Annotated in this window: 25 protein-coding genes; 15 read left to right on the top strand and 10 right to left on the bottom strand. The window is 63.7% G+C overall.

Features of this window, described 5'->3' with window-relative positions:
* Positions 1–132 precede the first annotated feature (132 nt).
* Positions 133–1,944, bottom strand: coding sequence for a DUF885 domain-containing protein (locus JY451_07800; protein QZH76425.1), 1,812 nt, complete (start codon positions 1,942–1,944; stop codon positions 133–135).
* A gap of 279 nt (positions 1,945–2,223) precedes the next feature.
* Here JY451_07800 and JY451_07795 point away from each other — a divergent pair, with 279 nt between their 5' ends.
* The 3 genes from JY451_07795 to JY451_07785 all read left to right on the top strand — a co-directional run bounded on the left by JY451_07795 (position 2,224) and on the right by JY451_07785 (position 6,867).
* On the top strand, positions 2,224–3,255 hold the full coding sequence (locus tag JY451_07795; protein QZH76424.1) for a quinone-dependent dihydroorotate dehydrogenase: 1,032 nt from the start codon (positions 2,224–2,226) through the stop codon (positions 3,253–3,255).
* Positions 3,236–4,975: a gamma-glutamyltransferase gene (gene ggt, locus JY451_07790; protein ID QZH76634.1), complete on the top strand. Its 1,740-nt coding sequence runs from the start codon at positions 3,236–3,238 to the stop codon at positions 4,973–4,975. The genes JY451_07795 and ggt overlap by 20 nt, the downstream gene beginning before the upstream one ends.
* 92 nt (positions 4,976–5,067) lie before the next feature.
* Positions 5,068–6,867, top strand: coding sequence for a long-chain fatty acid--CoA ligase (locus JY451_07785; protein QZH76423.1), 1,800 nt, complete (start codon positions 5,068–5,070; stop codon positions 6,865–6,867).
* Here the strand turns inward: JY451_07785 and JY451_07780 are convergent.
* The 4 genes from JY451_07780 to JY451_07765 all read right to left on the bottom strand — a co-directional run bounded on the left by JY451_07780 (position 6,864) and on the right by JY451_07765 (position 9,045).
* Entirely contained in the window at positions 6,864–7,391 is a 528-nt protein-coding gene (locus tag JY451_07780) for a hypothetical protein (protein ID QZH76422.1), read from the bottom strand. The two genes, JY451_07785 and JY451_07780, sit on opposite strands and share 4 nt — an antisense overlap.
* Before the next feature lie 186 nt (positions 7,392–7,577).
* The gene (locus tag JY451_07775) at positions 7,578–8,381 is read right to left on the bottom strand and encodes a thiazole synthase (GenBank protein ID QZH76421.1); all 804 of its coding nucleotides are present in this window, start codon (positions 8,379–8,381) and stop codon (positions 7,578–7,580) included.
* 63 nt (positions 8,382–8,444) lie between these two features.
* Positions 8,445–8,654, bottom strand: a complete 210-nt coding sequence (gene thiS, locus JY451_07770) for a sulfur carrier protein ThiS (protein ID QZH76420.1) — start codon at positions 8,652–8,654, stop codon at positions 8,445–8,447.
* A gap of 22 nt (positions 8,655–8,676) precedes the next feature.
* On the bottom strand, positions 8,677–9,045 hold the full coding sequence (locus tag JY451_07765; protein QZH76419.1) for a MerC domain-containing protein: 369 nt from the start codon (positions 9,043–9,045) through the stop codon (positions 8,677–8,679).
* Positions 9,046–9,162: 117 nt separating this feature from the next.
* Between JY451_07765 and JY451_07760 the strand changes: the two genes are divergently transcribed.
* From JY451_07760 to rpsI, 5 genes are all read left to right on the top strand, one after another.
* Complete coding sequence (locus JY451_07760; protein ID QZH76418.1) at positions 9,163–10,218, top strand: COX15/CtaA family protein; 1,056 nt, start codon at positions 9,163–9,165, stop codon at positions 10,216–10,218.
* Positions 10,215–10,556, top strand: coding sequence for a divalent-cation tolerance protein CutA (locus tag JY451_07755; GenBank protein QZH76417.1), 342 nt, complete (start codon positions 10,215–10,217; stop codon positions 10,554–10,556). Before JY451_07760 ends, JY451_07755 begins: the two co-directional genes overlap by 4 nt.
* Positions 10,553–11,317 carry a hypothetical protein gene (locus JY451_07750; protein ID QZH76416.1) on the top strand — a complete coding sequence of 255 codons (765 nt, stop codon included), beginning with the start codon at positions 10,553–10,555 and terminating at the stop codon, positions 11,315–11,317. The genes JY451_07755 and JY451_07750 overlap by 4 nt, the downstream gene beginning before the upstream one ends.
* Positions 11,318–11,470: 153 nt before the next feature.
* On the top strand, positions 11,471–11,950 hold the full coding sequence (gene rplM, locus JY451_07745; GenBank protein ID QZH76415.1) for a 50S ribosomal protein L13: 480 nt from the start codon (positions 11,471–11,473) through the stop codon (positions 11,948–11,950).
* A complete protein-coding gene (gene rpsI, locus JY451_07740) occupies positions 11,950–12,489 on the top strand; it encodes a 30S ribosomal protein S9 (GenBank protein QZH76414.1) in 540 nt (179 codons plus the stop codon). Before rplM ends, rpsI begins: the two co-directional genes overlap by 1 nt.
* Positions 12,490–12,607: 118 nt before the next feature.
* Here rpsI and JY451_07735 read toward each other — a convergent pair whose 3' ends face one another.
* Complete coding sequence (locus JY451_07735) at positions 12,608–13,165, bottom strand: hypothetical protein (GenBank protein ID QZH76413.1); 558 nt, start codon at positions 13,163–13,165, stop codon at positions 12,608–12,610.
* Between the two features lie 206 nt (positions 13,166–13,371).
* On the opposite strand from JY451_07735, the gene JY451_07730 reads away from it, so the two are divergent.
* From JY451_07730 to JY451_07710, 5 genes are all read left to right on the top strand, one after another.
* The gene (locus JY451_07730; protein QZH76412.1) at positions 13,372–14,049 is read left to right on the top strand and encodes a polysaccharide export protein; all 678 of its coding nucleotides are present in this window, start codon (positions 13,372–13,374) and stop codon (positions 14,047–14,049) included.
* A 36-nt stretch (positions 14,050–14,085) separates the two neighbouring features.
* A complete protein-coding gene (locus JY451_07725; GenBank protein QZH76411.1) occupies positions 14,086–16,284 on the top strand; it encodes a polysaccharide biosynthesis tyrosine autokinase in 2,199 nt (732 codons plus the stop codon).
* A 125-nt stretch (positions 16,285–16,409) separates the two neighbouring features.
* The gene (locus JY451_07720; protein QZH76410.1) at positions 16,410–17,543 is read left to right on the top strand and encodes a glycosyltransferase; all 1,134 of its coding nucleotides are present in this window, start codon (positions 16,410–16,412) and stop codon (positions 17,541–17,543) included.
* On the top strand, positions 17,540–18,508 hold the full coding sequence (locus JY451_07715) for a glycosyltransferase family 2 protein (GenBank protein ID QZH76409.1): 969 nt from the start codon (positions 17,540–17,542) through the stop codon (positions 18,506–18,508). Before JY451_07720 ends, JY451_07715 begins: the two co-directional genes overlap by 4 nt.
* 2 nt (positions 18,509–18,510) lie before the next feature.
* Positions 18,511–19,332, top strand: a complete 822-nt coding sequence (locus JY451_07710) for a hypothetical protein (protein QZH76408.1) — start codon at positions 18,511–18,513, stop codon at positions 19,330–19,332.
* 9 nt (positions 19,333–19,341) lie between these two features.
* Here the strand turns inward: JY451_07710 and JY451_07705 are convergent, their stop codons facing one another.
* The 3 genes from JY451_07705 to JY451_07695 all read right to left on the bottom strand — a co-directional run bounded on the left by JY451_07705 (position 19,342) and on the right by JY451_07695 (position 22,695).
* Positions 19,342–20,139 (bottom strand): class I SAM-dependent methyltransferase, encoded by a 798-nt coding sequence (locus JY451_07705; protein ID QZH76407.1) that lies wholly within the window; start codon positions 20,137–20,139, stop codon positions 19,342–19,344.
* Positions 20,140–20,141: 2 nt separating this feature from the next.
* Positions 20,142–21,452: a hypothetical protein gene (locus tag JY451_07700; protein QZH76406.1), complete on the bottom strand. Its 1,311-nt coding sequence runs from the start codon at positions 21,450–21,452 to the stop codon at positions 20,142–20,144.
* Between the two features lie 85 nt (positions 21,453–21,537).
* Positions 21,538–22,695 carry an acyltransferase gene (locus JY451_07695; GenBank protein ID QZH76405.1) on the bottom strand — a complete coding sequence of 386 codons (1,158 nt, stop codon included), beginning with the start codon at positions 22,693–22,695 and terminating at the stop codon, positions 21,538–21,540.
* Between the two features lie 126 nt (positions 22,696–22,821).
* Between JY451_07695 and JY451_07690 the strand changes: the two genes are divergently transcribed.
* Together JY451_07690 and JY451_07685 are read left to right on the top strand one after the other, a co-directional pair.
* Positions 22,822–23,091 carry a hypothetical protein gene (locus JY451_07690; GenBank protein ID QZH76404.1) on the top strand — a complete coding sequence of 90 codons (270 nt, stop codon included), beginning with the start codon at positions 22,822–22,824 and terminating at the stop codon, positions 23,089–23,091.
* Entirely contained in the window at positions 23,091–25,202 is a 2,112-nt protein-coding gene (locus JY451_07685; protein QZH76403.1) for a hypothetical protein, read from the top strand. The genes JY451_07690 and JY451_07685 overlap by 1 nt, the downstream gene beginning before the upstream one ends.
* A gap of 9 nt (positions 25,203–25,211) precedes the next feature.
* On the opposite strand, the gene JY451_07680 is transcribed toward JY451_07685, so the two are convergent.
* Positions 25,212–26,018, bottom strand: a complete 807-nt coding sequence (locus tag JY451_07680) for a class I SAM-dependent methyltransferase (protein ID QZH76402.1) — start codon at positions 26,016–26,018, stop codon at positions 25,212–25,214.
* Positions 26,019–26,099 lie beyond the last annotated feature (81 nt).

Genomic DNA, 26,099 nt, shown 5'->3' with positions numbered 1-26,099 from the left:
GCGAGTCGTTAGCATTCTTGTTTGTGAAGCCGCCTCCGCGGCTTCATCCTCGCTATGCGCGCAGCAAAGCTGCGCCCGCTGCGGGCGGCCAGTCGGCCTTGCGGTCAGCTGCGCCGCCCGGAACGTGCCTTTTCAATCCTGCTCCGCAATCCACGCGTCAACCTGCTCTTCGAGAATATCGAGCGGAACAGGGCCATTGACCAGCACCACCTCGTGGAATTCGCGGATATCGAAATCATCGCCCAGCGCCGTCCGCGCCCGTTCGCGCAGTTCCATGATCTTCAGCTTGCCGATCATGTAAGCCGTCGCTTGCCCCGGATAGACGATGTAGCGCTCGATCGCCTTTTCGATGTCGCCGGGCGGGTTGGGAGTATTCTCGGCCAGGTAGGCAATCGCTTCCTCGCGGCTCCAGCGCTTGGAATGGATGCCGGTATCCACCACCAGCCGCGCCGCGCGCCACAGTTCCATCTGCAGGCGCCCGAAATCGGAATAGGGATCGGTGTAGAAGCCCATGTCCTTGCCGAGCTCCTCCGAATAGAGGCCCCAGCCCTCGGTATAGGCGGTGAAGCCGCCGAACCGGCGGAACGGCGGCAAGTCGCCCAGCCCGGTCTGGATCGCGCGCTGCATGTGGTGGCCTGGCAGCCCTTCGTGATAGGCGAGTGCTTCCAGTTCGTTGCGGCTCATGTCGTTGAGATTGTACAGGTTAACGTAATAGGTGCCGGGGCGCGATCCGTCGGGTGCGGGGCTCTGGTAGAAGGCCTTCCCGGCGCTTTGTTCGCGGAAGGCTTCCACCGCTTTCACCTGCAATTCGTATTGCGGCAGGGTGATGAAATAGTCGGGCAACCGCGCGGTCACGGCGTCCAGTACGGTATCCACCTCCGCCAGATAGTCCTCGCGGCTGGTGTGGTAGAATTGCGGATCGCTGCGGGTAAATTCGAAGAAGGCCTGCAGATCGCCCTCGAACCCGACCTGCGCCATAATCGCGCGCATTTCCCCGTGGATACGCTCGACTTCGTTGAGCCCGATGGCGTGGATTTCGTCCGCCGTCAGATCGGTGGTGGTATAATAGGCAAGCAGCGCATCGTAGTACTGCGCGCCCTGCGGGAAGCGCCAGATCCCGTCCTCGGTGGGCGCCATCGCCTGCTGGCGGAGCATTTCGCCGCGCAGGCGCTGGTAGGCGGGCACGGCGGAGGAGGCCCAGGCGGCTTCGGCCGCAGTGATCAGGCTGCCGCTCTCGTCTTCGGACAGATCGAGCGCGGCGACTTCGCTGCGGAAGTCTTCCAGCACTGCGTTGTCCATCCCGGCATCGAGCAGGTTCTGGATGTCTGACAGGACGTAGGGATAGACCCAGTCGGGCGGCATTACGCCGTTCCCGGCACGCTCGGCCGACCGTGCGATCAGCGTGTCCATCAGCGGGCCGATGCCCTCGATCCGCGACACATAGGCCCGCGCATCCGATGCACTCGTGACCGTGTGCGTATTGATGAGGAAGGCAGGGATTCCGCTCTGCTCGCCGTTCATCTGGTCGAAAATGAAGCCATATTCGCGATAGGGTTCGAGCGACGCGGAGCGCGCGGCACTGGCTTCGAACAGGCGGTAGGACAGTGCGTCCTGCCCGGTGAGCGCAGAGAGATCATATCCGCTGCGCATCTGCGCGAGATACTGATCGCGCAACGCTTGCTGGGCTTCATCTGCCTCGGCGCTGGCGTCGTCCCACAGGCCGTAATCCTCGTCGCGAATCCCGCGATAGGCCTTGCTCTGCGGCGAAAGGGCGAGGCTGGCGGCATCGTACTGCTCGAAGAAAGTGCCAATATCAGACGGAGCCTGTGCCGGGGCGCTGGCGGATGGGGTAGCCGCGCCCGATTCGCCCGATGCTGCCGTGCAGGCCCCCAGAGCGAGCAGGGCAGAGGCAAGGGCCGCGGAGCAAAGCAGGGGGAACTTCATCGAATATCCTTTCACATGATACCTTTAGCCTAGGTGAAAGCGGCGGGCGAGGAAAGGGCGGGCGAAAAAAGGGGGCGGCAACCGTTGCCGGTTACCGCCCCTCTAAGTGGAGAACTCGTCACGCCTGGCGCTTCGAGCCCTTCGGGTCGCAGGGGTCGTCTAAGCGAGTCGTGTGACAATTGCTTGTAGAAAGGCGACAGGAATGGCCGGAAAAGCAAATCTGACGGAATTTGTGTGCTTTTCGTTGCGTGCAAGCCTCGGCTGCTGCCAAGGAAGGGCATGATTTACCGCCTGCTGCGCCCAGCCCTGTTCACGCTCGATCCCGAACGCGCACATCGACTTGCGATCGTGGGATTGAAGGCCTCGCCTGCGGGCAAACCGGTGCCGCCGGGTGGAGCGCTGGCCATCGAAGTGGCGGGGCTGCACTTTCCCAACCCGCTCGGCATGGCAGCCGGGTTCGACAAGGATGCCGAGGTGCCAGATGCGCTGCTCGGCCTCGGCTTCGGCCATGTCGAAGTCGGCTCGATCACGCCGCTGCCGCAGGCGGGCAATCCCAAGCCCCGGCTGTTCCGGCTGACCGAAGATGCTGCCGTCATCAACCGGATGGGGTTCAACAATGGCGGGGCAGAGCTTGCCCATGCGCGGATCAGGGCGCGCGCGGGCAGGCCGGGCGTGCTCGGCATCAACATCGGCGCGAACAAGGATAGTGATGACCGGATCGCCGACTACGCATTGATGGCAGAGGTGATGGCTCCGCTGGCGAGCTATCTGGCGGTCAACATTTCCAGCCCCAACACGCCGGGATTGCGGGCCTTGCAGGATGAGGGGGCCTTGGCAGGCCTGCTCGATGCCGTGCTGGCGGCGCGCGGGGCGGAGGGGCCGCCGGTGTTCCTCAAGGTCGCGCCCGATCTGGAGCCGGCCGACGTGGACTCGATTGCGCGGATCGCTGTCGGAAAGGGGCTGGGGGCGCTGATCGTCTCCAACACCACGATCGACCGGCCGCCACTGAAATCCGCCCAGCGCGAAGAGACGGGCGGCCTTTCGGGCGCGCCATTGAAGGCTAAGGCACTGGAAAGACTGCGTGATTTCCGCAAGGCCACGGGTGGTGCGATCCCGCTGGTCGGCGTCGGCGGGATCGCCACGTCGGAGGACGCGTGGGAGCGGATTCGCGCGGGAGCAAGCCTCGTCCAGCTCTACAGCGCGATGACCTATCGCGGCCCCGGCATCGCCCGCGAGGTGACGCGGGGGCTGGAGGCGCTGATGGCGCGTGACGGGTTCGCCACGATTGCGGATGCGGTGGGAAGCGAATAGCAGTCCCCCCATGACTATCTTGCGTGCCATTTTCGCCCCGTTTGCGCTCGTTTTGCTGGCCGGATGCCAGACAATTGCTCCCGAACCGGTCGCACAATCGGTTCAATCGTCCGTTTCCGGCGTTGTCAGCGCGGCAGACCCGCGCGCCGCGGCAGCCGGAGCCGAAATTCTGCGACAGGGCGGCAGCGCGACCGATGCAGCGATTGCGGTGATGCTGGCGCTGACAGTGGTTGAACCGCAAAGTTCGGGCATCGGTGGCGGCGGGTTTTTCCTTCATTCCGATGCGACCGGTTCGCTCGCAACTTTGGACGGGCGCGAAACTGCTCCTGCGGAAGCGGGAGCGGACTGGTTTCTCGATGAGAGTGGCGAACCATTGGGCTATCGAGAGGCGGTACTGAGCGGACGCTCGGTGGGCGTTCCCGGCAATGTGGCGCTGGCCGCCGAAGCGCACCGGCGGCATGGCAGCTTAACGTGGGAAGCGCTGTTCCAGCCAGCCATCGCACTGGCGCGCGACGGCTGGACGCTTTCCGAACGCGGCGCCGATTTTGCCGAGCGGTTTCGCGAACGCGCAGCAAGCGATGCCGGGGGGCAGGCGCTATTCTATGACGAGTCGGGCAATGTCCTGCCTGTCGGCACCCGCATCACCAATCCGCAGCTCGCCGAAACTCTGCAAGCTATCGCCACGCGCGGGCCGGACTGGCTTTATCGGGACAATGCCGAGGTACTCGCCCTCACGGTCAGCTCCGCCACCCCCGGCAATGCCGGAATGCGCACCGCCGACCTTCACAATTACGCCGCCGTTGAGCGCCCAGGAATCTGCGGCCCTTATCGCGAATACCTGATTTGCAGCATGGGCCCGCCCTCTTCCGGCGCGACGACGGTGCTGGCGATCCTCGGCCAGCTTGAACGGTTCGACATTGCCGCGCTCGGCGCGCAGTCTCCCGTCACCTGGCACCTGTTCGCCGAAAGCCAGCGGCTCGCCTATGCCGATCGCGAGGCCTATCTCGCCGATCCCGCCTTCGTCCAAGTTCCCGCCGGGCTGACCGATCCCGCCTATCTCGCGCAGCGCAGCATGCTCATCAGCGCCGATTCGCGCATGGCCAGCGTTGCCGCCGGGACTCCCTCGGGTCTCGCGCTCGCCCCGCCCGATGGCGACGAACCGGTGGACAACGGCACCAGCCATTTCTCGGTGGCGGATGACGAAGGCAATGTGGTTTCGTGGACTTCCACCATTGAAGGGCCGTTCGGCTCCGGCCTGATGTTCGGGGGCTTCTATCTCAACAACGAGCTGACCGATTTCAGCTTCGTACCCGAACGCGGCGGCGTGGCCGTGGCGAATCGGGTCGAAGGCGGCAAGCGCCCGCGCAGCTCGATGGCCCCCACCATCGTTTACGATGCCGAGGGCCGCGCGGTGCTCTCCATCGGTGCGGCGGGCGGATCGACCATTCCGGTGCAGGTAGCCAAGGCACTGGTCGGCTACATCGATTTCGATCTCACAGCGCAGGAAGCGATCGCCATGCCAATCGTCTTCGCGCCAGGTGACACGGTGACGCTGGAAGCGGACAATGCGCTCCCCGGGCTCGCCGAAGCGCTCACCGCGCTGGGCCACACCGTTTCCGCGCGCGAACTGCCGCTCAAGGCCAATGCCGTAGAGTTCCGCGACGGTCGCTGGATCGGCGCCGCCGACCCGCGCAGTGAGGGCGCGGTGATCGCGCCATAGCACAACCCTTGCCGGGGAACGCCGCGCGCCCTAATTCGCTTGTCAAACTGCGGCAGCCAGAAAAATCCGGTGCCCATCGGGAGACCCTTAGCGTGCAACTGGACCACATCGATACCACGCCCAATCTCGTCGCGCTGTTTCTTGCCCGCGCGGATGAAAAGGGCGATGCGCCGTTCCTGACCACCAAGATCGACGGCAAGTGGACTTCCACCAGCTGGCGCGACGTGGCGCAGAAGGTCTGCCTGATGGCCGAGAACCTGCGCGCACTGGGCCTGCGCGACGGAGACCGAGTGGTAATCGTCTCCGAAAACCGCCCCGAATGGTGCATTGCCGATCTGGCAATCATGGCGGCAGGTTGCGTGACCACGCCCGCCTACACCACCAATACCGAGCGCGATCACAGCCACATCCTCGACGATTCGGGCGCGGCCGCGGTTATCGTTTCCACCGCCAAACTTGCCAAGGCGCTGTTTCCGGCGATCATGAGGACGGGCAAGGTGCGCCACGCGATCACCATCGAACCCATCGCCAGCTCGCAATCAGGATCGTTCGATGTCCACGGCTGGGACACGATGATGGCGGGCGATCCGGAAGCGGCCCGCGCCGCAGTGGACGCGCGGCTGGCCGGAATCGCGCGGGCGGACGTGGCCTGCATCATCTACACCAGCGGCACCAGCGGGGCACCGCGCGGAGTGATGCAGCCGCACGGGGCAATCCTGTGCAATGTCAGCGGCGCGGCGGAAATCCTGTCCAACGATTTCGGTGTGAAAGACGAACGCTTCCTCTCCTTCCTGCCGCTTAGCCACGCCTATGAACATTCGGGCGGACAGTTCCTGCCGATCGGGGTGGGCGCCGAAATCTGGTATTCTGAGGGACTCGAAAAGCTCGCCAGCAATATCGAGGAGGCGCGGCCCACACTGATGGTGGTGGTCCCTCGCCTGTTCGAAGTGCTGCGCACGCGGATCATGAAGCAGGTCGAAAAGCAGGGCAAGTTCGCCAACTACCTGATGGATCGCGCGCTGGAGATTGCCCAGCACGAAGCCGCGCACGGCAAAAAGCGACTGCTAGACCGGCCGATGGACATGCTTCTCGAACGGACGCTGCGGCCCAAGATCAGGGCCAAATTCGGCGGGCGGATGAAAGCGATGGTTTCCGGCGGTGCGCCGCTCAATCCCGAAGTCGGCACTTTCTTCGAAGCCATGGGGCTGACCATGCTGCAAGGTTACGGCCAGACCGAAAGCGGTCCGGTGGTCAGCTGCAATCGCCCCAGGGCCGGCCTGAAGATGGATACCGTCGGCCCGCCAATGCGCGGGGTCGAAGTGAAGATTGCCGAGGATGGCGAAATCCTCGTGCGCGGCGAACTGGTGATGAGCGGTTACTGGCAGCGGCCCGAAGATACCGCGCGGACCCTGCAGGACGGCTGGCTGCACACCGGCGATGTCGGGCATCTGGACGAGAAGGGCCGGATCAAGATCACCGATCGCAAGAAAGACATCATCGTCAACGACAAGGGCGACAATGTCGCGCCGCAGAAGCTGGAAGGGATGCTGACGCTGCAACCCGAAATCAGCCAGGCGATGGTTTCGGGCGACCAGCAGCCCTACATGGTGGCGCTGATCGTGCCCGATGCCGAATGGGCGCTGCAATGGGCGCGGGCGAACGATATTCCTTTCGATCTGAAGAGCTTGCAGGACCTGCCCGCTTTCCGCAGCGCGATGAAGGCGGCAATCGACCGGACCAACGCGGACCTCTCGGTAATCGAAAAGGTCCGCAAGTTCGCCTTCGCGGATGAGCCGTTCAGCACCGACAACAACCAGATGACCCCTACGATGAAGATCAGGCGGCACCAGATTCGTGAGGTTTACGGGGAGCGGCTGGCGGAGTTGTACTAGGCCGCCTCAGCCTCGATCTTTTCCGGATAGAATGCCGGTTCGCGCGGGGACCAGCCGGGGGCGGTGGCGGCGGCTTCGCTCAGCGATTGCAGCAGCATCTTGCGGCGGCACGGGCGGATCTGTGGCAGGGCTGCCGCGCCGCAGAAGGCTGCGGGGAGGAATGGCCGCGCGCTTGCGCCGAGCAGGCGTTCGTAGAGGAATCGGTAGGCGGAAAAGCCGTCGAGCTTTTCCTGCGCCAAGTCGGCGGCGCTGATGCGGATCATCGGGCCGATGAAGCTCTCGATCCCTTCGAACCCGTTGCCGCCGGGGATCAGGCCGCGCAATTGCCGCAGTTCGCGATAGGCGAGATATTGCGAACGAATCGCCCGCTGGTCATCCGCACAGCGGCTCCACACCTTGAAGGCATCGCCGCGCCCCATGCCGATATCGAGCGCGCGTTCGATAAAGCCGCGCTCATGCTCGGCAAAGCCGGCAAATTCGCGCATTTCGGCAATCGTCAACGAAGCGGTCTGCGATGTCGCCATTGTGGCTCTCCATCAGATTAGGAGAGCAGCTTCGCGCATGATGGTTAATATTGGGTGTTTGGGGCGCTTTTGTATTCCGCACGCCCGTCCGGGCGCGCGGTCCTCGGTGCTGTTCCCTCCGCTTCGCTGCGGGGCACCTGCGGGCGGGCGGTTGCCCTTGCGGACGGCTTCGCCGTCCGATTGCCGTCAGATCAATCCTGCCAGCGGACTAGAGGGATCGGCATATTTCCGCCGTCCCATACGCCCCGAAAGATAGGCCAGCCGCCCCGCTTCCACAGCCAGTTTCATCGCGCGGGCCATGCGAACGGGATCCTTCGCTTCGGCGATGGCGGTGTTCATCAGCACCCCGTCGCAGCCCAGTTCCATCGCTACGGCAGCGTCTGACGCGGTGCCGACTCCGGCATCGACCAGCACCGGTACGCTCGCGCCTTCGACGATCAGGCGGATCGTCACCTGGTTCTGGATTCCCAGCCCCGAACCGATCGGTGCGCCCAGCGGCATGATTGCCACCGCGCCGACATCCTCCAATTGCTTCGCGGCAATCGGATCGTCGGTGCAATAGACCATAGGCTTGAACCCTTCGTTCGCCAGAACTTCGCAGGCGCGGATGGTTTCGACCATGTTGGGATAGAGCGTTTTCGCCTCGCCCAGCACTTCGAGCTTCACGAGGTCCCAGCCGCCCGCCTCGCGTGCCAGCCGCAGGGTACGGATCGCATCCTCGGCGGTGAAGCACCCGGCGGTGTTGGGGAGATAGGTGATCTTTTTCGGATCGATGTAGTCCATCAGCACCGGCTGGTTGGGATCGGAAATGTTCACCCGCCGCACCGCCACGGTGACGATCTGCGCGCCCGAGGCTTCGACCGCGGCGGCGTTCTGGGCGAAATCCTTGTACTTGCCGGTGCCGACGATCAGGCGGCTGGTGAAGCGGTGCCCGGCGACTTCCCATGAGTCATCGGTGGAGTCAGGTGCGGTGTTCAGTGTTTCGGTCATGCCGGGGCGGTATCTGCCTGTTCGCGCAGTGGCAAGACTGTTGCCTCTCCTTCGCGCAGGCGATCAGCCGCCGCCGACGAAGTGGACGATTTCCAGCACGTCGCCGTCAGCCAGCGCCACCTGCTCCAGCGTCGAGCGGGGAGCGATTTCGCCGTTATGTTCCACCGCCACCTTCTGCGGCAGCAGGCCGAGTTCGCGCACCAGATCGGCGATGCTGGCAGCGGCGGTTCGGCGCATATCGCCGTTGACGGTGATGGAGTTGAGTGCGGACATGGTCCACCAGACATAGTGCCTGTCAGGCGTGGCGCAAGTTGAGCAGGTGCCCGGCGGCAACGAGACCGACGCCGATCACCGTCAGCACCACTTCTTCGGCACCATGACCCACGGCGAGTGCGCCGCCCATGAAGGACAGCCCCATCATCGCCACCACGAAGGGGCCGGCGCGCCGGTGTCGCACCGCGCCAATGCCGATCGCTACCCCGGCCACCAGAGTCGCCAGCAGCAGCCCGACCTTGTGCACCACCGGATCGAGCAGGAACCCCGCGCCAAGGCCGAGCCCTGCCACCAGCACCAGTCCGGCAATGCAATGCAATACGCACAGGGCCGACAACAGTATGCCGGCGCGGTCAAGCCTGCCGCGAATCCAGGGGAGCATCTGCGCCATGCAGGCTATCTATGTAATCATATCTCATTACGCAAGCCATGGTTTGGAAGAACTTACGCTGCCCGGCCCATCGTCCCGCTTGCGATTCGGGCCGGAATGGGCAAATCGGCGGACACTATGGTCGCAAATGTATCATCCTTCGACGAGACGCCACGCAGCCAGGGCATTCCCCGTCCGCTGGCGCTCGCCAACTGGCTGTTCGCGGTCGCCGCGCTGGTGCTGGTGATGGTCGCGGTGGGCGGAATCACCCGGCTGACCGAGAGTGGACTGTCGATCACCGAATGGAAACCCGTCACCGGCGCATTGCCACCCTTGAGCGACGCTGCATGGCAGGCCGAGTTCGATCTGTACAAGGCCACCGGCGAATACCGCAATGTCACCGGCCCGGCGGGTATGGACCTTGCGGCGTTCAAGTTCATCTACCTCTGGGAGTGGTTCCACCGCCTGCTCGGGCGGCTGCTGGGGTTGGCCTTCGCGCTGCCGCTGGCATGGTTCTGGATGAAGCAGGCGATCCCCACCGGCTACAAGCCGCGCCTTGTTGCGCTGCTGGCGCTGGGCGGGATGCAGGGCGCGTTCGGCTGGTTCATGGTCCGCTCCGGGCTGGGCGGCGAAATGACCGATGTCTCGCACTTCTGGCTCTCGATCCACCTGCTCACCGCGCTGTTCACGCTGGCAGGGCTGATCTGGACCGCGCTCGACCTGCGACAGCTGGCCGCCGGCAATGCGCGTTCGGCGGGAGTGACCGGATTGGTCGGCTGGGTCGGGGCAGTGCTGTTCGTCCAACTTCTGCTCGGCGCCTGGGTCGCGGGCCTCAATGCGGGGTTGGCGTCGGACTCGTGGCCGCTGATGCAGGGGCAATTGGTGCCCGAAGTGAGCTGGGCGCGCGGAGTCCTGTGGACTTTCCTGCACGATCCCTTCTGGCTGCATTTCCTCCACCGCTGGTGGGCCTGGGTTGCCGTGGCGGCGTTGGTGGTCATGGCGCGCAAGCTACGCCCGCTCGACCGGCGTGCCTCGGTGGCGATCCATTCGGCCTTCGGCGTGCAGATCATCCTTGGCATTGCCACCGTGATGACGGGCGTCGAATTGTGGATCGCCGTGGCCCATCAGCTTGTCGGCGCACTGCTGGTGGCGAGCTTTGCCTGGGGTTCGCACGTGCTGGGGCGCCGCGCATGAGCGAGGCTGCCGAGGCAGCGCTGATCTGGTGCCCCTTCGGCGATGAAGCCAGCGCGCACGCCGCGGCGGTCACTCTGGTCGAGGAAAGGCTGGTCGCCTGCGCCAATGTGTTGCCCTGTGTCACCTCGATCTATCGCTGGCAGGGCGAAGTGATGCAGGGGCGCGAAATTGGCGTACTGTTCAAGACCACTGCCTTGCTGCTAGGGGAAGCGAGCGAGCGGCTGGCGCAATTGCATCCCTACGACGCCCCCGCGATTGTCGGCTGGCAGGCCGACCGGGCACCGCAAGTGACGCTGGACTGGCTGGTGGGGCAGACACGGCAGGGGAGCCGGGAATGACGGACGAAGAGGGCAGAGCAATCGATCGGCGCGCGGCCCTGCGGCTGGCGCTGGCTGCTGCGCTGGCACCTGCCACCATTTCTGCGCAGGCGCGCGCCCAGCAATTCTCCGGTGGCCTGATCGCCCCGCCCACAGACCCGATGCGCTACAGCCGGATCGTCAGCCGCGACTTGGTCGATGGCCGCAGCTTCCGCGTCGCGCGCAGTTTCGCCGTCGAGTTCCGCCGTTTCGATCAGGGGTTCATGTTGCACGGGCGGCAGGTCGAGGTTGCGGTGTACGCGCCCGCGCCGCTGGCGCAATTCGCCGAGCTTGAACGCAGTCGCGACGAAAGCGGGCTGTTCCCGATCGCGCTCGATCCGTTCGGGCGCATCCTTTCGCCCGGCAGCGATCTGGGCGATCAGGCCAATGTCGGTCGGGCAGTCGAACGCGCCTTTGCCGCCCTGTCCCGGCAGCAGCTGGCGCAGGATGAGCGGGCGACGCTCGAAGGCTTCGTGGCGGCACTGCACGCGGCGGGTGGCGAACTGGTTGCCCATTTGCCGGTCGACCTGTTTGCTCCTGCGGGCAGCCCACGTCAGCGGGAACAGCAGGTGGCGCTGCCCGATGGCAGCCAAGGGCGCGTGCTTACTCGCTTCGAGGCCGAACTGGACGACGCGACGGGGCTGATGCGGTCGGCCCAGCGCGAGGTCGTGACCGAAGTGAACAACACCCGCCGCGCTACCAGCGAAAGCTGGAGTCTGGCCCTCGCATCAGGCAGCCACTAATCGAACGGTATTATTTTACCTCTCTCGAATCGCCCGGATTTGCTTGACTTGCGGGGTGCAAATCGACAGATGCGCGCCTTCGCCGGGTCTGGCGGATGATTCCGGCAGGCCCGCGCAAGCACTTCGCAAAACGAAACACAGGAACGAACAGCCATGAAGGCGCTGACCAGGACCACACGGTCGATCAAGCCGGCCGAGGTCGAGAAGAACTGGCATGTTATCGATGCCGAGGGGCTGGTTGTCGGCCGCCTCGCCACGATCATCGCCAATCTCCTCCGCGGCAAGCACAAGCCGAGCTACACTCCGCACGTCGATTGTGGTGACCACGTCGTCGTGATCAACGCGGGCAAGGTGCAGTTCACCGGCAACAAGGCCGGCAAGAAGCACTATTACAAGCACACCGGCTACGCCGGCGGCATCAAGGACGTAACCGCAGACAAGGTTCTGGCCGGTCGCTTCCCCGAGCGCGTGCTGGAAAAGGCTGTCGAGCGCATGGTGCCGCGCGGTCCGCTGGGCCGGGCGCAGATGCGCAACCTGCACCTCTACAACGGCACCGAGCACCCGCATGACGGCCAGCAGCCGACCGTGCTCGACGTTGCCTCGATGAACCGCAAGAACAAGGTGTCCGCATAATGGCGACCGAAGAAAACAACACCGCCAACGACCTTGCCGATATCAAGGACGTGATCGGCGATGCGCCCGTGGCCGCCGAAGCCGCTGAAGCCGCTGCCCCTGTTGCTCCCGCCGCGCCGACAATGCCGCTGCGTGAGCAGGAAATCGACGCACAGGGCCGCGCCTATGCGACCGGCCGCCGCAAGGATGCCACTGCTCGCGTCTGGATCAAGCCCGGCACCGGCAAGGTGACTGTCAACGGCCGCGACCAGGAAGTCTATTTCGCGCGCCCGACGCTGCGCCTCGTCATCAACCAGCCTTTCACCATTTCGGAACGTGAGGGCCAGTATGACGTGGTCTGCACCGTTGCCGGTGGCGGTCTCTCCGGCCAGGCCGGTGCGGTAAAGCACGGCATCAGCCAGGCACTGACCCGTTACGAGCCTGCCCTGCGCAGCATCATCAAGGCCGCCGGTTTCCTTACCCGCGACAGCCGCGTGGTGGAGCGCAAGAAGTACGGCAAGGCCAAGGCCCGCCGCAGCTTCCAGTTCAGCAAGCGCTGATTTGGGGCGCTGATTCAGTTCAAGAGTTCCCGCGACGGTGGGAAATGCGAAGGGCGGCTCCCCACGAGGGGGTCGCCCTTTTTGCTGCCCCCCTCTGATCGGCTTCGCGTCAGGAGGGTCATTCTCGATCTCGAAAGCGCGGCTTGCCGAGTCCCCTCACGTACATCGCCGCGGCAAGCAAAGCAGTCAGCGTCAATCCTGCCTCAAGGAGCCAGTTCAGGCGCACCGGGCCCGAATAGAGCAGGCTGTCGACAGCGTGCAGCGAAATTATCCGCATCGCGAACAGCGGTATGAACAACAGCACTGCCTGCCGCGAAATCCATACGGCCAAACGCGGTGGCGATCCCTTTCCGGGGAAGCTCCTGACTGCCAACCACACCAGGATGATGCCGAGCAGCGCCGCAATAGCGGCGAGCGGGGCCTGCCATGCAAAGCGATCGGCATAGAGGTTCTCGTCCTGCGCGAACGATCGCAGAGTTGCTCGCACGCGTTCTTCGAGATCGAATGCGCGGATCACCACAAGCGATGAAAAAAAGATCGCGCAAGCCAGCCAATGCAGATTGTCCATGCGCGGGCGCCCGCCACTCGCGCCTTTCCGAAGCGCCAGCAAGCTGACGCCGACCGTTACCCCGTAGCCGAGGACGGCGAGGCCAATCAAGATCGAGGACATGGCCAACCGTCCGTACCTTTACCCGAGTGCCCACAGCCATCTGATACTGGGACTATTACGTAAGTCCAGCTTGCTTAGCCGATGATGCCCGCGTGATAATGCATTGTGACGTGGCCGATCTACGTCTAGAACATGGTAAATATACGGGGGTTGCAAATTTGAAGACGGGGCTTCCATCGCCAAGGCCTGTGCGCGCTTGCGCCTGGCTTCCAATGCTCGGGCTCGCCGGGGCGGCGCTTGGCGCCTGTGCGCCCGCCATGCAGGTTGCGCCGGGTCCGGCAGTAATGGTGCCGTCAGCGGGACTGAACCAGCAGCAATTTTCGGCCTTGAACGATGTCGAATATGCATTGCGTCCCGCCGACGTTGTATCTGTAACCGTGTTCCGCGAACAGGAGCTGTCACTCGAACGTGTGATCATTGCTGCTGACGGATCGGTCATCATGCCATTGCTGGGCCAGGTACAGGCGCAGGGGCTTACGCCTGGACAGTTCGCCGGTCGCCTGGAGGGGCTGCTCGGCAACCGTTATCTCCGCTCGCCAGATGTCACGGTCAATGTGATCGAATATGCATCGCATATCGTGACAGTGGAAGGCGCAGTGGAACGACCGGGGATGTATCCCTTCCAGCCCGGCACGAGATTGTCTGGCTCGATTGCGCTGGCCGAGGGGCCGACTCGCGTGGCGAGGGGCGGAGAGATCGCCGTATTCCGCCAGGTCGAAGGCGGGATCGAAATCGCCAAGTTCGATTATGCCGCACTCCAGGCGGGCGCAATGCTCGATCCGGTGCTGCAACCCGGAGACCGGGTGGTGGTAGGAACCGATCGCCTGTCGCAATTCTGGCAGGACTTCCTCACCGCGCTGCCCGCATTCGCACTGTTTACCCGAATTTGAGGCGTGCCCGCTCCGATGAACGATAACTCACCCATTGTGACCAGGACGCCGTCGTTCGTCGATCGCTACCTGCCTGATCGTGGCGAAGCTTATCGCGATGCCGCTCCGGCCAAGGTGCTCAGCGCCGAAGCACTGCGCGCGATGCTGTGGCGGCAGCGGTTCATCCTGGTCACGGTCATCACCTTTGCGCTGCTGCTCGGCTTCATCTTCTACCTGCTGGCAACCCCGGTGTTCCAGGCTACGGCATCGGTCCGGGTCGATCTCAACACCGGTGGCCGGCAATTGGTCGAAGGGCAAGAACTGGCCGATCCCTACGTGCCCACCAACCAGATCGCGACCGAACTGGAAACGCTGTCGCAAGTCATCGCCAGCCGCTCGATGGCCCGTAACGTGGTCGATTCGCTCGATCTGCAGAACAGCGCGACCTTGCTGGGAGACCTAGTGACCGAGGGCCCGCCCGCCGGGATGGACGAGGAGAGCTTCGCGCAGCAGCGGCGGGAAGCCGCAGTGTCGATGGTTCGCGCGGGCGTGAGCACCGAGATTCCGCCCAACACCCAGATTATCAGCATCTCTTTCGCTTCGCGGGATCGGGTGCTGGCGGCGCAGATCGCCAATTCCTATGCCGAGAATTTTCTCGCCGACGACCTCAACCGCTCGATCGCGGCAAACGCATATGCGCGCGAATTCCTTGAGGAACAGATCGCCGACGTGCGCGGGCAACTGGGTGAGGCGGAGGTCAGTGCCAACCAGTATGCGCGCGCAAATCGCATCATCGGCGAGCCGTTGCAGATGGCTTCCGAAGACGGGAGCGAGAGCGGCTCTGCCCCCACTCTCGCCGCTGCCAACCTTATGCAGGTGAACCAGGCTTTCGGGGATGCCCGCGCAGCGCGGATTGCCGCAGAGCAGCGCTGGCTCGCGATTGCCAATGTCCCGGCAGCGCAATTGCCCGAAGTGCAGCAGAATTCGACGATTCAGACGCTGCGAACGCAACTGGCGCAGCGCAGCAGTGCGCTGGCCGATCTGCAGGAGCGATATCGCGAGGACTATCCCGAAGTGCGCGAATTGCAGTCGGAAATTTCTGTACTGGAGCGCCAGATTGCGCGGGCATCGGAAGAGATCAAGGCCGGCATCCGCAACGAATACCGTGTTGCCCAGCGACAGGAAGTTGGCTTGCAGCAGGAACTGTTGTCGGTCACCGATGCCTCGCTGGATGAGCAGGATCTCCAGATCCAGCGCAGCCAGCTCGATCGTGAAGTCGTCTCGCTGCGCGACCAGCTTGCCGCGCTGATGGAGCGCTACAACCAGATTTCGGCAGTGGCCAATCTGCGCAGTTCCAAAGTGACACCGCTTGATCCGGCGATTGTGCCGACAGTGCCTTCGTCGCCCAATCTGCTCAACAATCTGATTGTCGCACTGGTGCTCGGCATTGGCCTCGCAGCTGCGATCGCGCTGTTGCGCGAAATCCTCGATGACCGTCTGCATTCGATCGACGACGTCGAAAACCGGCTGGGGATGCCCGCTATCGGCCAGACGCCCTTTGTGTCCGAACAGGCGGCGGAGGAACTGGAAGATCCGTTCAGCCCGCTCAGCGAGGCCTATTCCTCGATCCGCGCTTCGCTCGATTTTGCCCTTTCAACGGGCGAACAGAAAGTGATCCAGTTCACCAGCAGCCAGCCGGCCGAAGGCAAAACGACGTCCTGCGTAGCCGTGGCGCAGAAATATGCGTCGGTCGGGCGCAAGGTTCTGTTGATCGATCTCGATCTCCGGCGTCCTTCGGTCGCCCGCCATCTGGGTATGGCCAAGTCCGATGTGGGCGTGGTCGACGTGCTGTTCGGGCGGGTGACGCTGGCGCAGGCTGTAAAGAAATCGACGCAGGGCAATCTCGATGTGTTACCAGTCGCCGCGATCCCGCGCGAACCGGTGGAAATCCTCTCCTCCGCCTTGGTGGCGGAAATGCTGAAGCAGGCGCGGGAGACCTACGATATCGTGCTGATCGACAGCTCGCCGGTGATCGGCATCGCCGATGCGCCGTTGCTATCGCGCTTTGTCGATGCGGTTGTGTTCGTGGTTGAAGCCAATCGCGCCAATGGTCGCGTGACCCGCAGTGCGGTACGCCGCCTGCGCGACATGAACGCCCACATCGTCGGTGCCATTGTCACCAAGTTCCGCGCGCTTGAAGCGGGACAGGGCTATAACTACCAGTACCAGTACTATTCCTACGAAGCGAAAGCGTGAGGCTGCCGGAAGGTAAGCGCAGCAAGAGGAAAACCGTGCCAGCCGGACGCAAGCCTTCGGTGCTACACCTGTCGGCCGACTATCCTGACGCAGTGGCTGGCAAAAAGACGCAGGCGATACGTACCTTGATTGGGCTGACCGATGACGCTTTCGACAACCGGGTTATCTCGCTCAATCGCCGGGGAGTGAACCCGGCGCGTTTTCTAAGCTCTGTGTTTGGAGGCTTGGGCAAGCCGCGGCTGGATGTGGAGCGCGTGCCGCCGCAGGTGAAGGCCGAGGTAGGGGGACCGCCGCAAGCCATCATCTATTGCGCGCCTGGCAAGGGCCTGTTCCACCGCACCATGCTCGAACAACTGGCCGATACGCTTGTCGCGGACATCGGCGCATCCGCCGTGCCGGACTTGCTGGTGGGCCACAAGCTGACGGTGGAGGGCCTCTGCGTCCGCCGCATGGCTGGCGCACTGGGGATCCCCTATGCAGTGACAATCCAGGGCGATACCGACACGAAGATTCTTCACGCCCGTCCCGATCTCTCGCCAGCGCTGCACCAAGTGTTTCACGAAGCAGCAACGGTTGTTTCTTTCGCGCCATGGTCGCTATCGGCAGTGGAAGCGAAACTGGGCAAACGCAGCGGGCCTGTGGCGGTCATCCCCTGCCCGACCGATCTCGATGAGATACTCCGCCCCAATCCCGATGGCAGCGGGTTGGTGAGTGTATTCCATCTCGCCAGCGCCCGCCGCAAGAACCTGGCGCTGTTGGTGCAGGCGATGGAATTGTTGCACCGGCAGGGACGATCGGCGACGCTGTCGATCGTGGGCGGCGGCAGCGAGTCGGACATGGCACAGGCTCGCGAGATAATCGGCGCTACAAGGGGCATTCGGCTTGAGGGACCGCTGGATCGCGCCACCTTGGCTGCACGGCTGAACCGCGCTGCCGGATTCGTGCTGCCCTCAAAGCGGGAAACCTTCGGGCTGGTGTTCACCGAGGCGCTGTTCGCCGGGTGCCCCATCATTTATCCCGAAGATCGCGCGGTTGCAGGCTATTTCGACGATTGCACTTTTGCCATGCCAGTCTCGCCCCGCGATGCTGCAGGATTGGCTCGGGCAATGGCGGACTTGCTGGATCGGCAAGCCGAATTGAAGGCTGCGCTGGGAGATTGGCAGGCGAATGGCGAGGCTCAACGCTTCACCCGCCCGGCCATTGCGCAGGCCTATACTGCTGCGCTCCGCGCTGCGCTCGGCGCAGGTGAGGCGGTATGAGCGCCGCTTCTTCCCCCCCTGAACCGCAGGTTTCGGTGCTGGTCGTCGCCTACAACTCACGTCGCTGCATCACCCGCGCAATCGCAGCAATTGCGCCGGCAGCGCGCGAGACCGCAGTGGAAGTGCTGCTGGTGGACAACGGACAGGACGGCACCGGAGATCTGGTGGCAGAGCAGTTTCCGCAGGTCCGGATCGTCCCGTCTCAGGGAAATATTGGCTTTGCCCGCGGCAACAATCTGCTCGCCATGCACGCCCGCGCCCCGCTCCTTTTGCTGCTCAATCCGGACATGTATTGCGAGCCCGGTGCGATCGACGCGCTGGCGGCTGCCGCGCGCCGCTATCCCGATGCGGTGGCCTGGGGCGGGATTTCACTCGATGCCGCCGGTCGTCCCGATACCGGCAATGCCATCATCGTGCCCTCATTGCGACAGTATGCCTCGGCGGCGCTGGGGCGGACACTGGCGCGGCGCGATCGCCTGCAACTGACGCAGGACGAGCGGGCCAAGGTATTGCTCGGGGGGTTCGTGATGATTGCGCGGCCTGCATGGGACGCGGCAGGAGGGTTCGACGAGCGGTTCTTCCTCTATTGCGAGGAGGTCGATCTGTTTGCTCGGATGGGCAAGGCCGGGGGCAAGCTCTGGTCGATCCCCGCCGCGCGGGCGCAGCATGAACTGGCGCATGGAGAGAATCTTGCGCCGCGTCGCCTGCTGTATATGGCGGCGGGTACTGCCGAATACCTGCGCAAGCACTGGAGCGCTCCCAAACGCACGCTCGGTTTGGGGCTGCTGTGGCTGGCTTCGTGCGAGCGCTATCTCGCGGGCAAGCTGCTCGCCAAGTGGCGCCCACGCCTGGCGGCGCTGGGTGACGGCCATCGGCTGGTAGCGACGCGACCGGGGCTGTGGTTATATGGCTATGACCCGGTGCGCGGATTGAAGGCAAAACTCGATCGCGGCGAAGCACCCTGACCATGCCGACGCAGCATTTCCTGCTCACCCGCTTCAACATCGCCAGTCCGGGGCGCGAAAGCGCGATCCGTAATGCCCCCGGCTGGCTGGAGCGACGCTTTGCGCTGTTCGAGGCCTATTGCCTGCCCAGCATCGCCGCGCAGACCACGCGCGATTTCCATTGGCTGATCTACTTCGATCCCGCCACGCCGGAGGCATTCCGCGAACGGATCAGCGCCGCTCAGCAGAGCTTCCCGTTCGAAGCGCGGTTTGTCGAAAGCTTCAGCGCGGAAATGGTCGCGCGCGATGTGGTGGAACGGCTGAACCCCGCCGCCCGCCGTGTGCTGTCCACGCGGCTCGACAACGATGATGCCGTATCGCGCGATTTTCTGAAGCGTGTGCGGGCGGCGGCAGAGGCGCACGCGCCGGGCACGGTGCTCAATTTCCCGCAGGGTATCGCGCTTCGGCACGGGCGGCTGTTCTCGGCCGATGACCCCAGCAATCCTTTCACCACGCTGATCGAGGACACATCCGGCCCGGTGCAGACCATCTGGTCGGCCCAGCACCGTGATCTCGGGACAAAGTGGCAGCTGGTGCAGATCACTTCTCCGCCGGTCTGGCTGCAAGTGGTGCATGGCGAAAATGTCGCCAACCGGATCAAGGGCGCACTGCTCGACGGGGCAGACTTGCCCGCCGTGTTTGCAATTGCCCCCGAAGTGCCGCTGCTGCCGTGCAGCCGTGCGGCGCTCTTGGCGGATCGTTTCGTCGCCTATCCGCTGCGATGGCTGCGCGAGCGCGCGATCGGGTTGCTCAAGGCCGTTCGCGATGCCCTGAGACAACGATAGCAGCATCGATCAGGCCGGTTCCTCGAGCGGCTGGGCCGCGTGGTAATTGCTGACGATACCGATACCCATATTGCCCTGCGCCGGGTCTTCCACAATCTCCTCGGTGGCGTAGCGCGCCTTCACTTCCTCCCAGAAGCGATCCACCTGGATTTCCGCATCGTAGCGATTGGGCAGGACATCGTGCATCACGATGATGCCGCCGGGCGCCACCAGCGGGGCATAGAGTTCGAAATCGCGCTTCACCCCTTCGTAGCGGTGATCTGCATCGATCATGATCAGGTCGAACGGTTCGCTTCCCGCCTGCCGCAGAACCTCGTCGCGGCTGGCGGCCAGGTGCGAATCGCGGCGCAGCAGGATCAGTTGCTGCTCGCTTTGCGCGAACGAGCGATAGATCGGCGCCTTCCACTCGGGATAGCCGCCGCCGTTGATGGCATAGGGCAGGTCGAGGCTGACAATCGTCGCATCCGGGGCAGCATTGCGGCAGAACAGGAACAGCGTGCCTCCGCGTGCGGTGCCGATTTCGAGAATGCGCCTGGGCTGCATGGCGCGCACCCGTTCCATCAGTCGGACAAGTTCGCTGCGGTTCTGCATCGGGCGCAGGAAGCGGTCTGCCGCCTCCATCGCGAAGTCCACCTGCCGGTCAGGTGCCGTGTCCGGCGCTATGGCGGACAGGGAATTGTCCAGCTTCCGGCGGTTGAAATAGTCGCGCAGATTAACCCGCTGGTAATTGGCCTGCGCCAACAGGGTCAGCGGCGCGACGAACTTCCCTTCGGACCGCAATTTGCGCAAACGGGATTTGAGCCGCATTATCATTGTCCAGTTTGGGTGCCGCGTGCAGACGGGGTGGCAATGGCCAACGATACGGCGATTCCCAACAGCATGAAGAACCACACCTGGGTGGATTGCCACAGCGTAACCGAGATCGCCCCCATCGCGAACACCGCGAGAGCGACTGCAGTGCCGCGCAGCAGCCGCCGGTCGGCCAGCGAGTACTGACTGGATCTCACGCCGAGCTTGACGACCGCATAGGCGGCCGCGCCAAGGACCAGGAGAGGTGTCATGATGCCGTACTGGATCGCCAGCAGCAGCCAGTAATGGTCGATCGAAGATATGACCATCCATGCCGGCCGCTCATACTCCGCGAAACCGATCCCGAACACCGGGTGCTCGACCACCGAGGCTGAACCGTAGCGCCATGTCAGCACGCGATAGTAGGAACTGCTCGAATTGAACGAGGCGAAACGTACCAGCAGCGAATAGGTGCCCGACTTAGTCGCCAATTCCAGCACGAAAAACAGGATCGATCCGACGATCACGAAATTGCGCCACGAGAGGATCGCCACCCGCTCGCTCGCCCAGTTGTACAGCGTGGTTAAAATCCCCGCCATCAGCACCAGCAAGGCAGCCGAACTAATCGTGAAGAAAGCGCAGCAAGCGGCTACGAAGCCGACCACCTTGGGCCAGCCGCGAATGGCCGAGAAGGAATACAAGGTGAGGAACGAGCCGAGAAACACCCCGGCCAGGATAGGATGCGGGAAGGGGCCGGGCGCGCGCAGCAAGCCCAGCCGGGAATTGTAACCGATGCTTGCAGCAAGCATATCAGCCTGCCCAAGCAGGGCGGCGAACAAGGGCTGAACGATGTAGCCGCCGGTCAGGGATTCGGCAGCGATCAATGCGCCAGTCAGGAACAGGCCAGGAGCAAGCAGGATCAGGAACATACGCAGATCGGTCAGAGATCGCAGCGTGGTGCGAGCAAAGAAGTAGCCGATCACGCAATCGACAAACTGCGATCCCGCCCCCTCGGACGCGCGTTCGAAACCCATCGTTGCGCTGAGCGCGAAGGCCATCCACACGCCGGCGCCAAGGATCATCAGGTCGGGCAGGCAAATCCGTAGCCGCCCATTGAACAATGCGGCCAGGATAATGAAGACGGCCCCGAGCAGGGCGGCGCGATAGGCCGGGAGAATCAAGGGGCCGATCGTCACGCTCACCTGCGGCGGGAACAGCAGCAGATAGCCCATCGAGGTGGCGAGCAGCAACAACCAGGGCACACCGCCAAACCCAGCGCGCGGGAAGGATGACGCCGATAGATACGGGTTATCTCGCGGAATGCTGGCCATCGCTACCCCGTCACCCTAGCGACTTTGTTGCGCGACCTTAAGTGCTGCGGCGCAGCATGGGAAGCCCCGTAGCGGGTGGGCGAGATCATTCCTTCACCTTGGGACGCAACAACTGCCCGTGTCGCGAGAAATCGCCAAGGCCGGGCACCCGCGCGAGAAGGCGCTTCACTGCCTGCGCAGGCCAGGATTTGTGCCGCAGCGCCGGGGCTTCGATGAAGTGCCAGCTGCACGCCGCTACCAGGCAGGAGCAGCCAAGTCCTAGCGCGAACAGGGCCCACCAGTGCGCGAAAGGATAGAGGTTTACCAGTATCATCAGGATCACGCTGTGGGTGAGGTAAACGCCATAGGACAGATCGGCGCGCGCCAGCTTCGCTGTCCATGGGAACCGCAACAGGCCAATGCCGATGGCGACGTAGGCCGTGAGCAACGGCGCGAAGACGTGGCCTGCGCCGAGAACCAGCGCGAAAACAAGCAACATCAGCGCGGTCAGCAGCGTTGAACGGGAAAAGCGGATCACATCGCCGAACAGAAACACCAGCGCCCCGGCACCGAAATAGGCGAACAGATACAGTAGGACATACAGATTGCCCTGTGGCTCGTCTGCGATGGTCGGTCCGTAAGCTATTGCCAAAACGCTCATCGCTGCCAGCCATAGCGCCAGAAATGCGAGACGGTGGCGCAACAACGCCAGCAGCGAGGCGGCAGCGACCAGCAGATAGCAGAGCCATTCGTAACGCAACGTCCAGAGCGGATCGTTGATGGTGTTCCCGCCGTCGAGATCGATCACGCCAGGTAACGGCAAGCTGAGCGAAGTTGTTATATTGCGCAGGTAGAGCCAGGTTTCAGGCCGTGCGAAATACTCGCCGGCGGGCAGCGTGGTGAACAGCGGCCCGATCACCAGCGCGGTGACAATCACCACAAAGACCAGCAACGGCATGATCCGCATGAACCGGCGGCTGAGATATTCGATCACGTCTCCGTTCTTCACCAGCCCCGGCGTCACCAGGAAGCCGCTGATGGCGAAGAACACCGCCACTGCCAGCAGCCCGGTGTGGGTATAGCCGCCACTGAAAGCGAACAGCGCATCGTTGCGGACGATGTCGTATTCCACTCCCAGTGCATGGTGCAGCACCACTGCGCTCGCCGCCAGTAGCCGGACAGTATCGAAACCGGGGCCGCGGTTACCGCAATCATCCAGCCTCGCGTGGATGGTTGAAGCACGCAGGAGAGGGGAAGCCGCCATCGGCTTAAGGCGATAAACCTGTGGTTTCTACTTGGGAAGACGTTCCGGCAGTTTTTCCTTTCCTACAGCCGTTCCGGTGCCTAGCCCGCGTTCCTGTTTTGTTTTGCCTATTCGACAGGAGCCCCCATGATCGACGATCCTTTCCGCAACACCGCCGATAGCCCGATGGCTCCGGCAGAAGACTGCTTTGCCATCCTCCCCAGCGACAACGGCGATCTCGCTCGCTCGCCCAAAGCCATTTTCGTCGGCGAAGGCGGTGACATTGTGCTCAGGCCGCTCAAGGGTGAGACAGATGTAACCTTCCGCAATCTGGCATCGGGATCGGTGCTCGAAGTGCGAGTCCGCGCCATCCGCGCCACGGGCACCACTGCTGCCAGCATTATTGGCCTCGCCTGATGCCGGGTTTTGGATACGGCTTCGGGATCGGCCACCGCTCGCTGGCCAGTGCGGTGATGCCTCTGCCCCAGATCGCGCCATCGCCCCTCTGGATTGGCACTGCCGGAAGCGGCTTCGCCTCTGTGCCGCTTGATCCTGTCCGCACCACGGCGAAACCCGCTTGTCGCCTGCTGGTGCCGCCGGGGCAGTTCTTCACCGATTCGCTGGTGGTGGGCGTGGCGGCGGCCGCGAATGACGGGGGTTCGTTGATCGCCAATCTCGGGCTAGCGAAGGTCGTGTTCCACTACGAGGGCGAAAGCGTCGAAGTGCTGGCCCCCAGCTATCACACGCTGAGCGATGCCAACGGTGTCGAGCGGACCTACCTGGGCTGGTGGGCACGGCTCCAACCTCCCGCCAGCGGCGTAACGCAGGGGCTCGCCCGGCTTTATGTCGAAGCCGTGGCTATCGATCCGACGATGCAAAAGCGGGTGATCGGCCCGTACCTGTTTTGCCCTTCCGCACAGATTTACGACGTGGCGGTGGATGTCGCGCCATTGCAGCCGACAATCGCCGGACAGCGCTATCCCTCGATCACCGCCGCCGCGACCTATGTGAAGGCGCAGCTGGCCAAAAATCCGCATATCTGCATCATCGAGGCCGGCACCTACGATATCGGCGACAGCAATCCCGATGCCTGGACCATTCCCGGATACTGCACGATCAGCGCAACCCAGCCGGTCACCTTGGGCAAGAGCGCCTATACCACCGACAATGCCTCCCGCATGACCGCGCACCGGATGCCGCTGCATCTGCTCGGCGCGAATATCACCGTGGATTTCCGCCATGTGCTGGAAATCGACGCGCCTTCGATTGTCGGGGTCAATCACTGGCTGGACGGGGTGACGCTCACCAATTCGCATCCCGACGGGCGCGATATGCTCTGGCGCGGCGGGCCGCCTGCGATTCTCGGGCGGCTGGTGGAAGGCGAGCCGTGGTTCACCGAATGCGTGTTCTCCGAAGTCCACACGCCTGCCCGCAATGCCAATCTGGTGCGTGGGTGCACTTTTACGCGGATTTCGCAGGATGTGGTCTCGAACGCGCGCTGCGTGGTCGGGACCAGCGTGGTCGATCATTCGAACCTGACATGGAACACCGACTTCCCGGCTTTCACCGTCACCTATTCCGGGGCGGAGGCGACGGCCACGCTGGCGCGCAGCGGCGGGACCGAAAGCAGCGGCGGTGGCGGGCTCTATACCGCGCGATGGGGTGCAAGCAGCGCCACCTTCGATGTCGGCAACGGCTCGTTCAATCACTATGCCGGGACCGCTGGCCAGGGCTACTGGTTCGCCGATGTCGTGGCATGGCTCAACACTCTGCCGGGCTGGAACGCAACCCTACTGATCAACCCCGATCGCCGCGCCTGCACCGGATCGCTGGAAGGTGACAAGGGACTTGGCTTCGACGGCGTGGCAGGGCGCAGCGCGCCGGTGAACGTGAAGGATGCGACCGTCACCATTGTCTCGCTGCACGACAAGCACGGCGACTGGTACCAGCAGGACACCGGCACCTCCGAAAACGTGATCGTTTACGACAACACCGGGGTGGACATGGAAGTGCAGTGCATTTTCCTCTCCCCGATCGCCAATGGCGACAGCCTCGATTACGTGTTCTTCAACAATGCCTTTTCGATCACCGCCACGGTCAGCGACTACTTCACCGCCGCCTATTCCGCCAGCCAGCTTGGGCGCGACAATACCTTGATGAGCCATGTGGTGATCGCGCACAACAGCTTCGCCAATCAGGGGTTCCTGATGCGGACGGATCGCCCCGGCTGTGATTTCGATTCCTATTGCCTGTTCGCGAACAATGTCAGCCGTTCGATGGTTTGGCAGGGCGCCGTAGACACCGATCTGGTCAATACGGCCAATCACCAGCATGGCGGCTTCGCCTTGCCGGGGGGTGACAGCGGGACGAGCAGCGGGGGCAGTGAGGCAAGCCTGTTTGCCGGTGCCTCGGCTGGCGACTTTACACCAGCCGGGGAACTGCTGGCCAATCCGGCAGCACCCGTGGTGTCCTACGATCTGTTCGGTAAACGGCGCGGAGCGTCGGCGGCGAAGGGCGCGGTGGCGTAAAGGTGAGAGTCAGGCGGCTGCTGGCTTGGCCTTCCGGCACAGCCACAGGCTTTCGAACGGATCGAGCTGCCAGTCGGTTGCTGCCTGACCGTTTTCTGCGAAGGAATCGAACAGGTCCACCGCGAATCCCGCCGCCTCCAGCGCAAGCTGATAATCGCCTTGGGTGAACAGCCGCAGGTGATCGTCTTGTCCGGCCAAGGCGATCCGCTCTGCCGGAGTGCTGGCGCTGCCCAGTTCGATCATGGTCTCCAGCTTGAGCGCAATGGGAACCTGCAGCACGGCCACCCCGTCCGCTGCCAGTACGCGGAATATTTCTCCGAGCGCGCGGGGCACGTCCGGCACGTGCTCGATCACGTGGTTGCAGACCAGCAGGTCGACGCTGCTGCTTTCGATAGGCAGGTCGGAGAGGTCGGCAGGCCGCACTTCCGAAAGGTGCCGGTAGCGCGAAGGATCGAAATCGTAGGCGGTGTAGTTCTTCCCCGCTGCCGCGCGTAGGCGTGCCGAAAGTCCCTTTTCGGGCGCGAAATGGGCAATCCGCAGGTCCGGCGCAAAGCGGAAGTCCGCGCCGCCCTGGGTGAGCCAGAACCACAACAGCCGCTCGCGCGAGGTCGCATGGCAGATCGGGCAGCGATCCGCGCGCCGCTTCAGCCCGCCGACCACCTGCAGGCGTTCGAGCACTTCGAAACCGTAGCCGCTGTCTCCCAATCGCCGAACGCGCCCGCCGCAGACCCGGCAGCGATGCGGCCCGGCATGGATCAGCCGACGCCCCGCTTCGATCAGCGGATAGGGAATCATCCGGCCGACCCGCTTTTTCATGCCCGTTGCTGCCGTTCTTGCCATGCCTGCGAAAAGCACCCAAAGCCGCGCTCTGCAAGCCTGTTGTGGCCGGGGGTGAAT

It is taken from the genome of Erythrobacter sp. (assembly GCA_019739335.1).
Classification (GTDB): domain Bacteria; phylum Pseudomonadota; class Alphaproteobacteria; order Sphingomonadales; family Sphingomonadaceae; genus Alteraurantiacibacter.
This window is presented reverse-complemented; position numbering and strand designations above follow the sequence as displayed.

Bases quoted from the DNA above. Each gene is read 5' to 3' on its own strand.
- JY451_07800 (QZH76425.1), bottom strand. From the start codon at position 1,944: ATGAAGTTCCCCCTGCTTTGCTCCGCGGCCCTTGCCTCTGCCCTGCTC.
- JY451_07795 (QZH76424.1), top strand. From the start codon at position 2,224: ATGATTTACCGCCTGCTGCGCCCAGCCCTGTTCACGCTCGATCCCGAA.
- ggt (QZH76634.1), top strand. From the start codon at position 3,236: ATGCGGTGGGAAGCGAATAGCAGTCCCCCCATGACTATCTTGCGTGCC.
- JY451_07780 (QZH76422.1), bottom strand. From the start codon at position 7,391: ATGGCGACATCGCAGACCGCTTCGTTGACGATTGCCGAAATGCGCGAA.
- JY451_07775 (QZH76421.1), bottom strand. From the start codon at position 8,381: ATGACCGAAACACTGAACACCGCACCTGACTCCACCGATGACTCATGG.
- thiS (QZH76420.1), bottom strand. From the start codon at position 8,654: ATGTCCGCACTCAACTCCATCACCGTCAACGGCGATATGCGCCGAACC.
- JY451_07765 (QZH76419.1), bottom strand. From the start codon at position 9,045: ATGGCGCAGATGCTCCCCTGGATTCGCGGCAGGCTTGACCGCGCCGGC.
- JY451_07760 (QZH76418.1), top strand. From the start codon at position 9,163: ATGGTCGCAAATGTATCATCCTTCGACGAGACGCCACGCAGCCAGGGC.
- JY451_07755 (QZH76417.1), top strand. From the start codon at position 10,215: ATGAGCGAGGCTGCCGAGGCAGCGCTGATCTGGTGCCCCTTCGGCGAT.
- JY451_07750 (QZH76416.1), top strand. From the start codon at position 10,553: ATGACGGACGAAGAGGGCAGAGCAATCGATCGGCGCGCGGCCCTGCGG.
- rplM (QZH76415.1), top strand. From the start codon at position 11,471: ATGAAGGCGCTGACCAGGACCACACGGTCGATCAAGCCGGCCGAGGTC.
- rpsI (QZH76414.1), top strand. From the start codon at position 11,950: ATGGCGACCGAAGAAAACAACACCGCCAACGACCTTGCCGATATCAAG.
- JY451_07730 (QZH76412.1), top strand. From the start codon at position 13,372: ATGCTCGGGCTCGCCGGGGCGGCGCTTGGCGCCTGTGCGCCCGCCATG.
- JY451_07715 (QZH76409.1), top strand. From the start codon at position 17,540: ATGAGCGCCGCTTCTTCCCCCCCTGAACCGCAGGTTTCGGTGCTGGTC.
- JY451_07710 (QZH76408.1), top strand. From the start codon at position 18,511: ATGCCGACGCAGCATTTCCTGCTCACCCGCTTCAACATCGCCAGTCCG.
- JY451_07705 (QZH76407.1), bottom strand. From the start codon at position 20,139: ATGCGGCTCAAATCCCGTTTGCGCAAATTGCGGTCCGAAGGGAAGTTC.
- JY451_07700 (QZH76406.1), bottom strand. From the start codon at position 21,452: ATGGCCAGCATTCCGCGAGATAACCCGTATCTATCGGCGTCATCCTTC.
- JY451_07695 (QZH76405.1), bottom strand. From the start codon at position 22,695: ATGGCGGCTTCCCCTCTCCTGCGTGCTTCAACCATCCACGCGAGGCTG.
- JY451_07690 (QZH76404.1), top strand. From the start codon at position 22,822: ATGATCGACGATCCTTTCCGCAACACCGCCGATAGCCCGATGGCTCCG.
- JY451_07685 (QZH76403.1), top strand. From the start codon at position 23,091: ATGCCGGGTTTTGGATACGGCTTCGGGATCGGCCACCGCTCGCTGGCC.
- JY451_07680 (QZH76402.1), bottom strand. From the start codon at position 26,018: ATGAAAAAGCGGGTCGGCCGGATGATTCCCTATCCGCTGATCGAAGCG.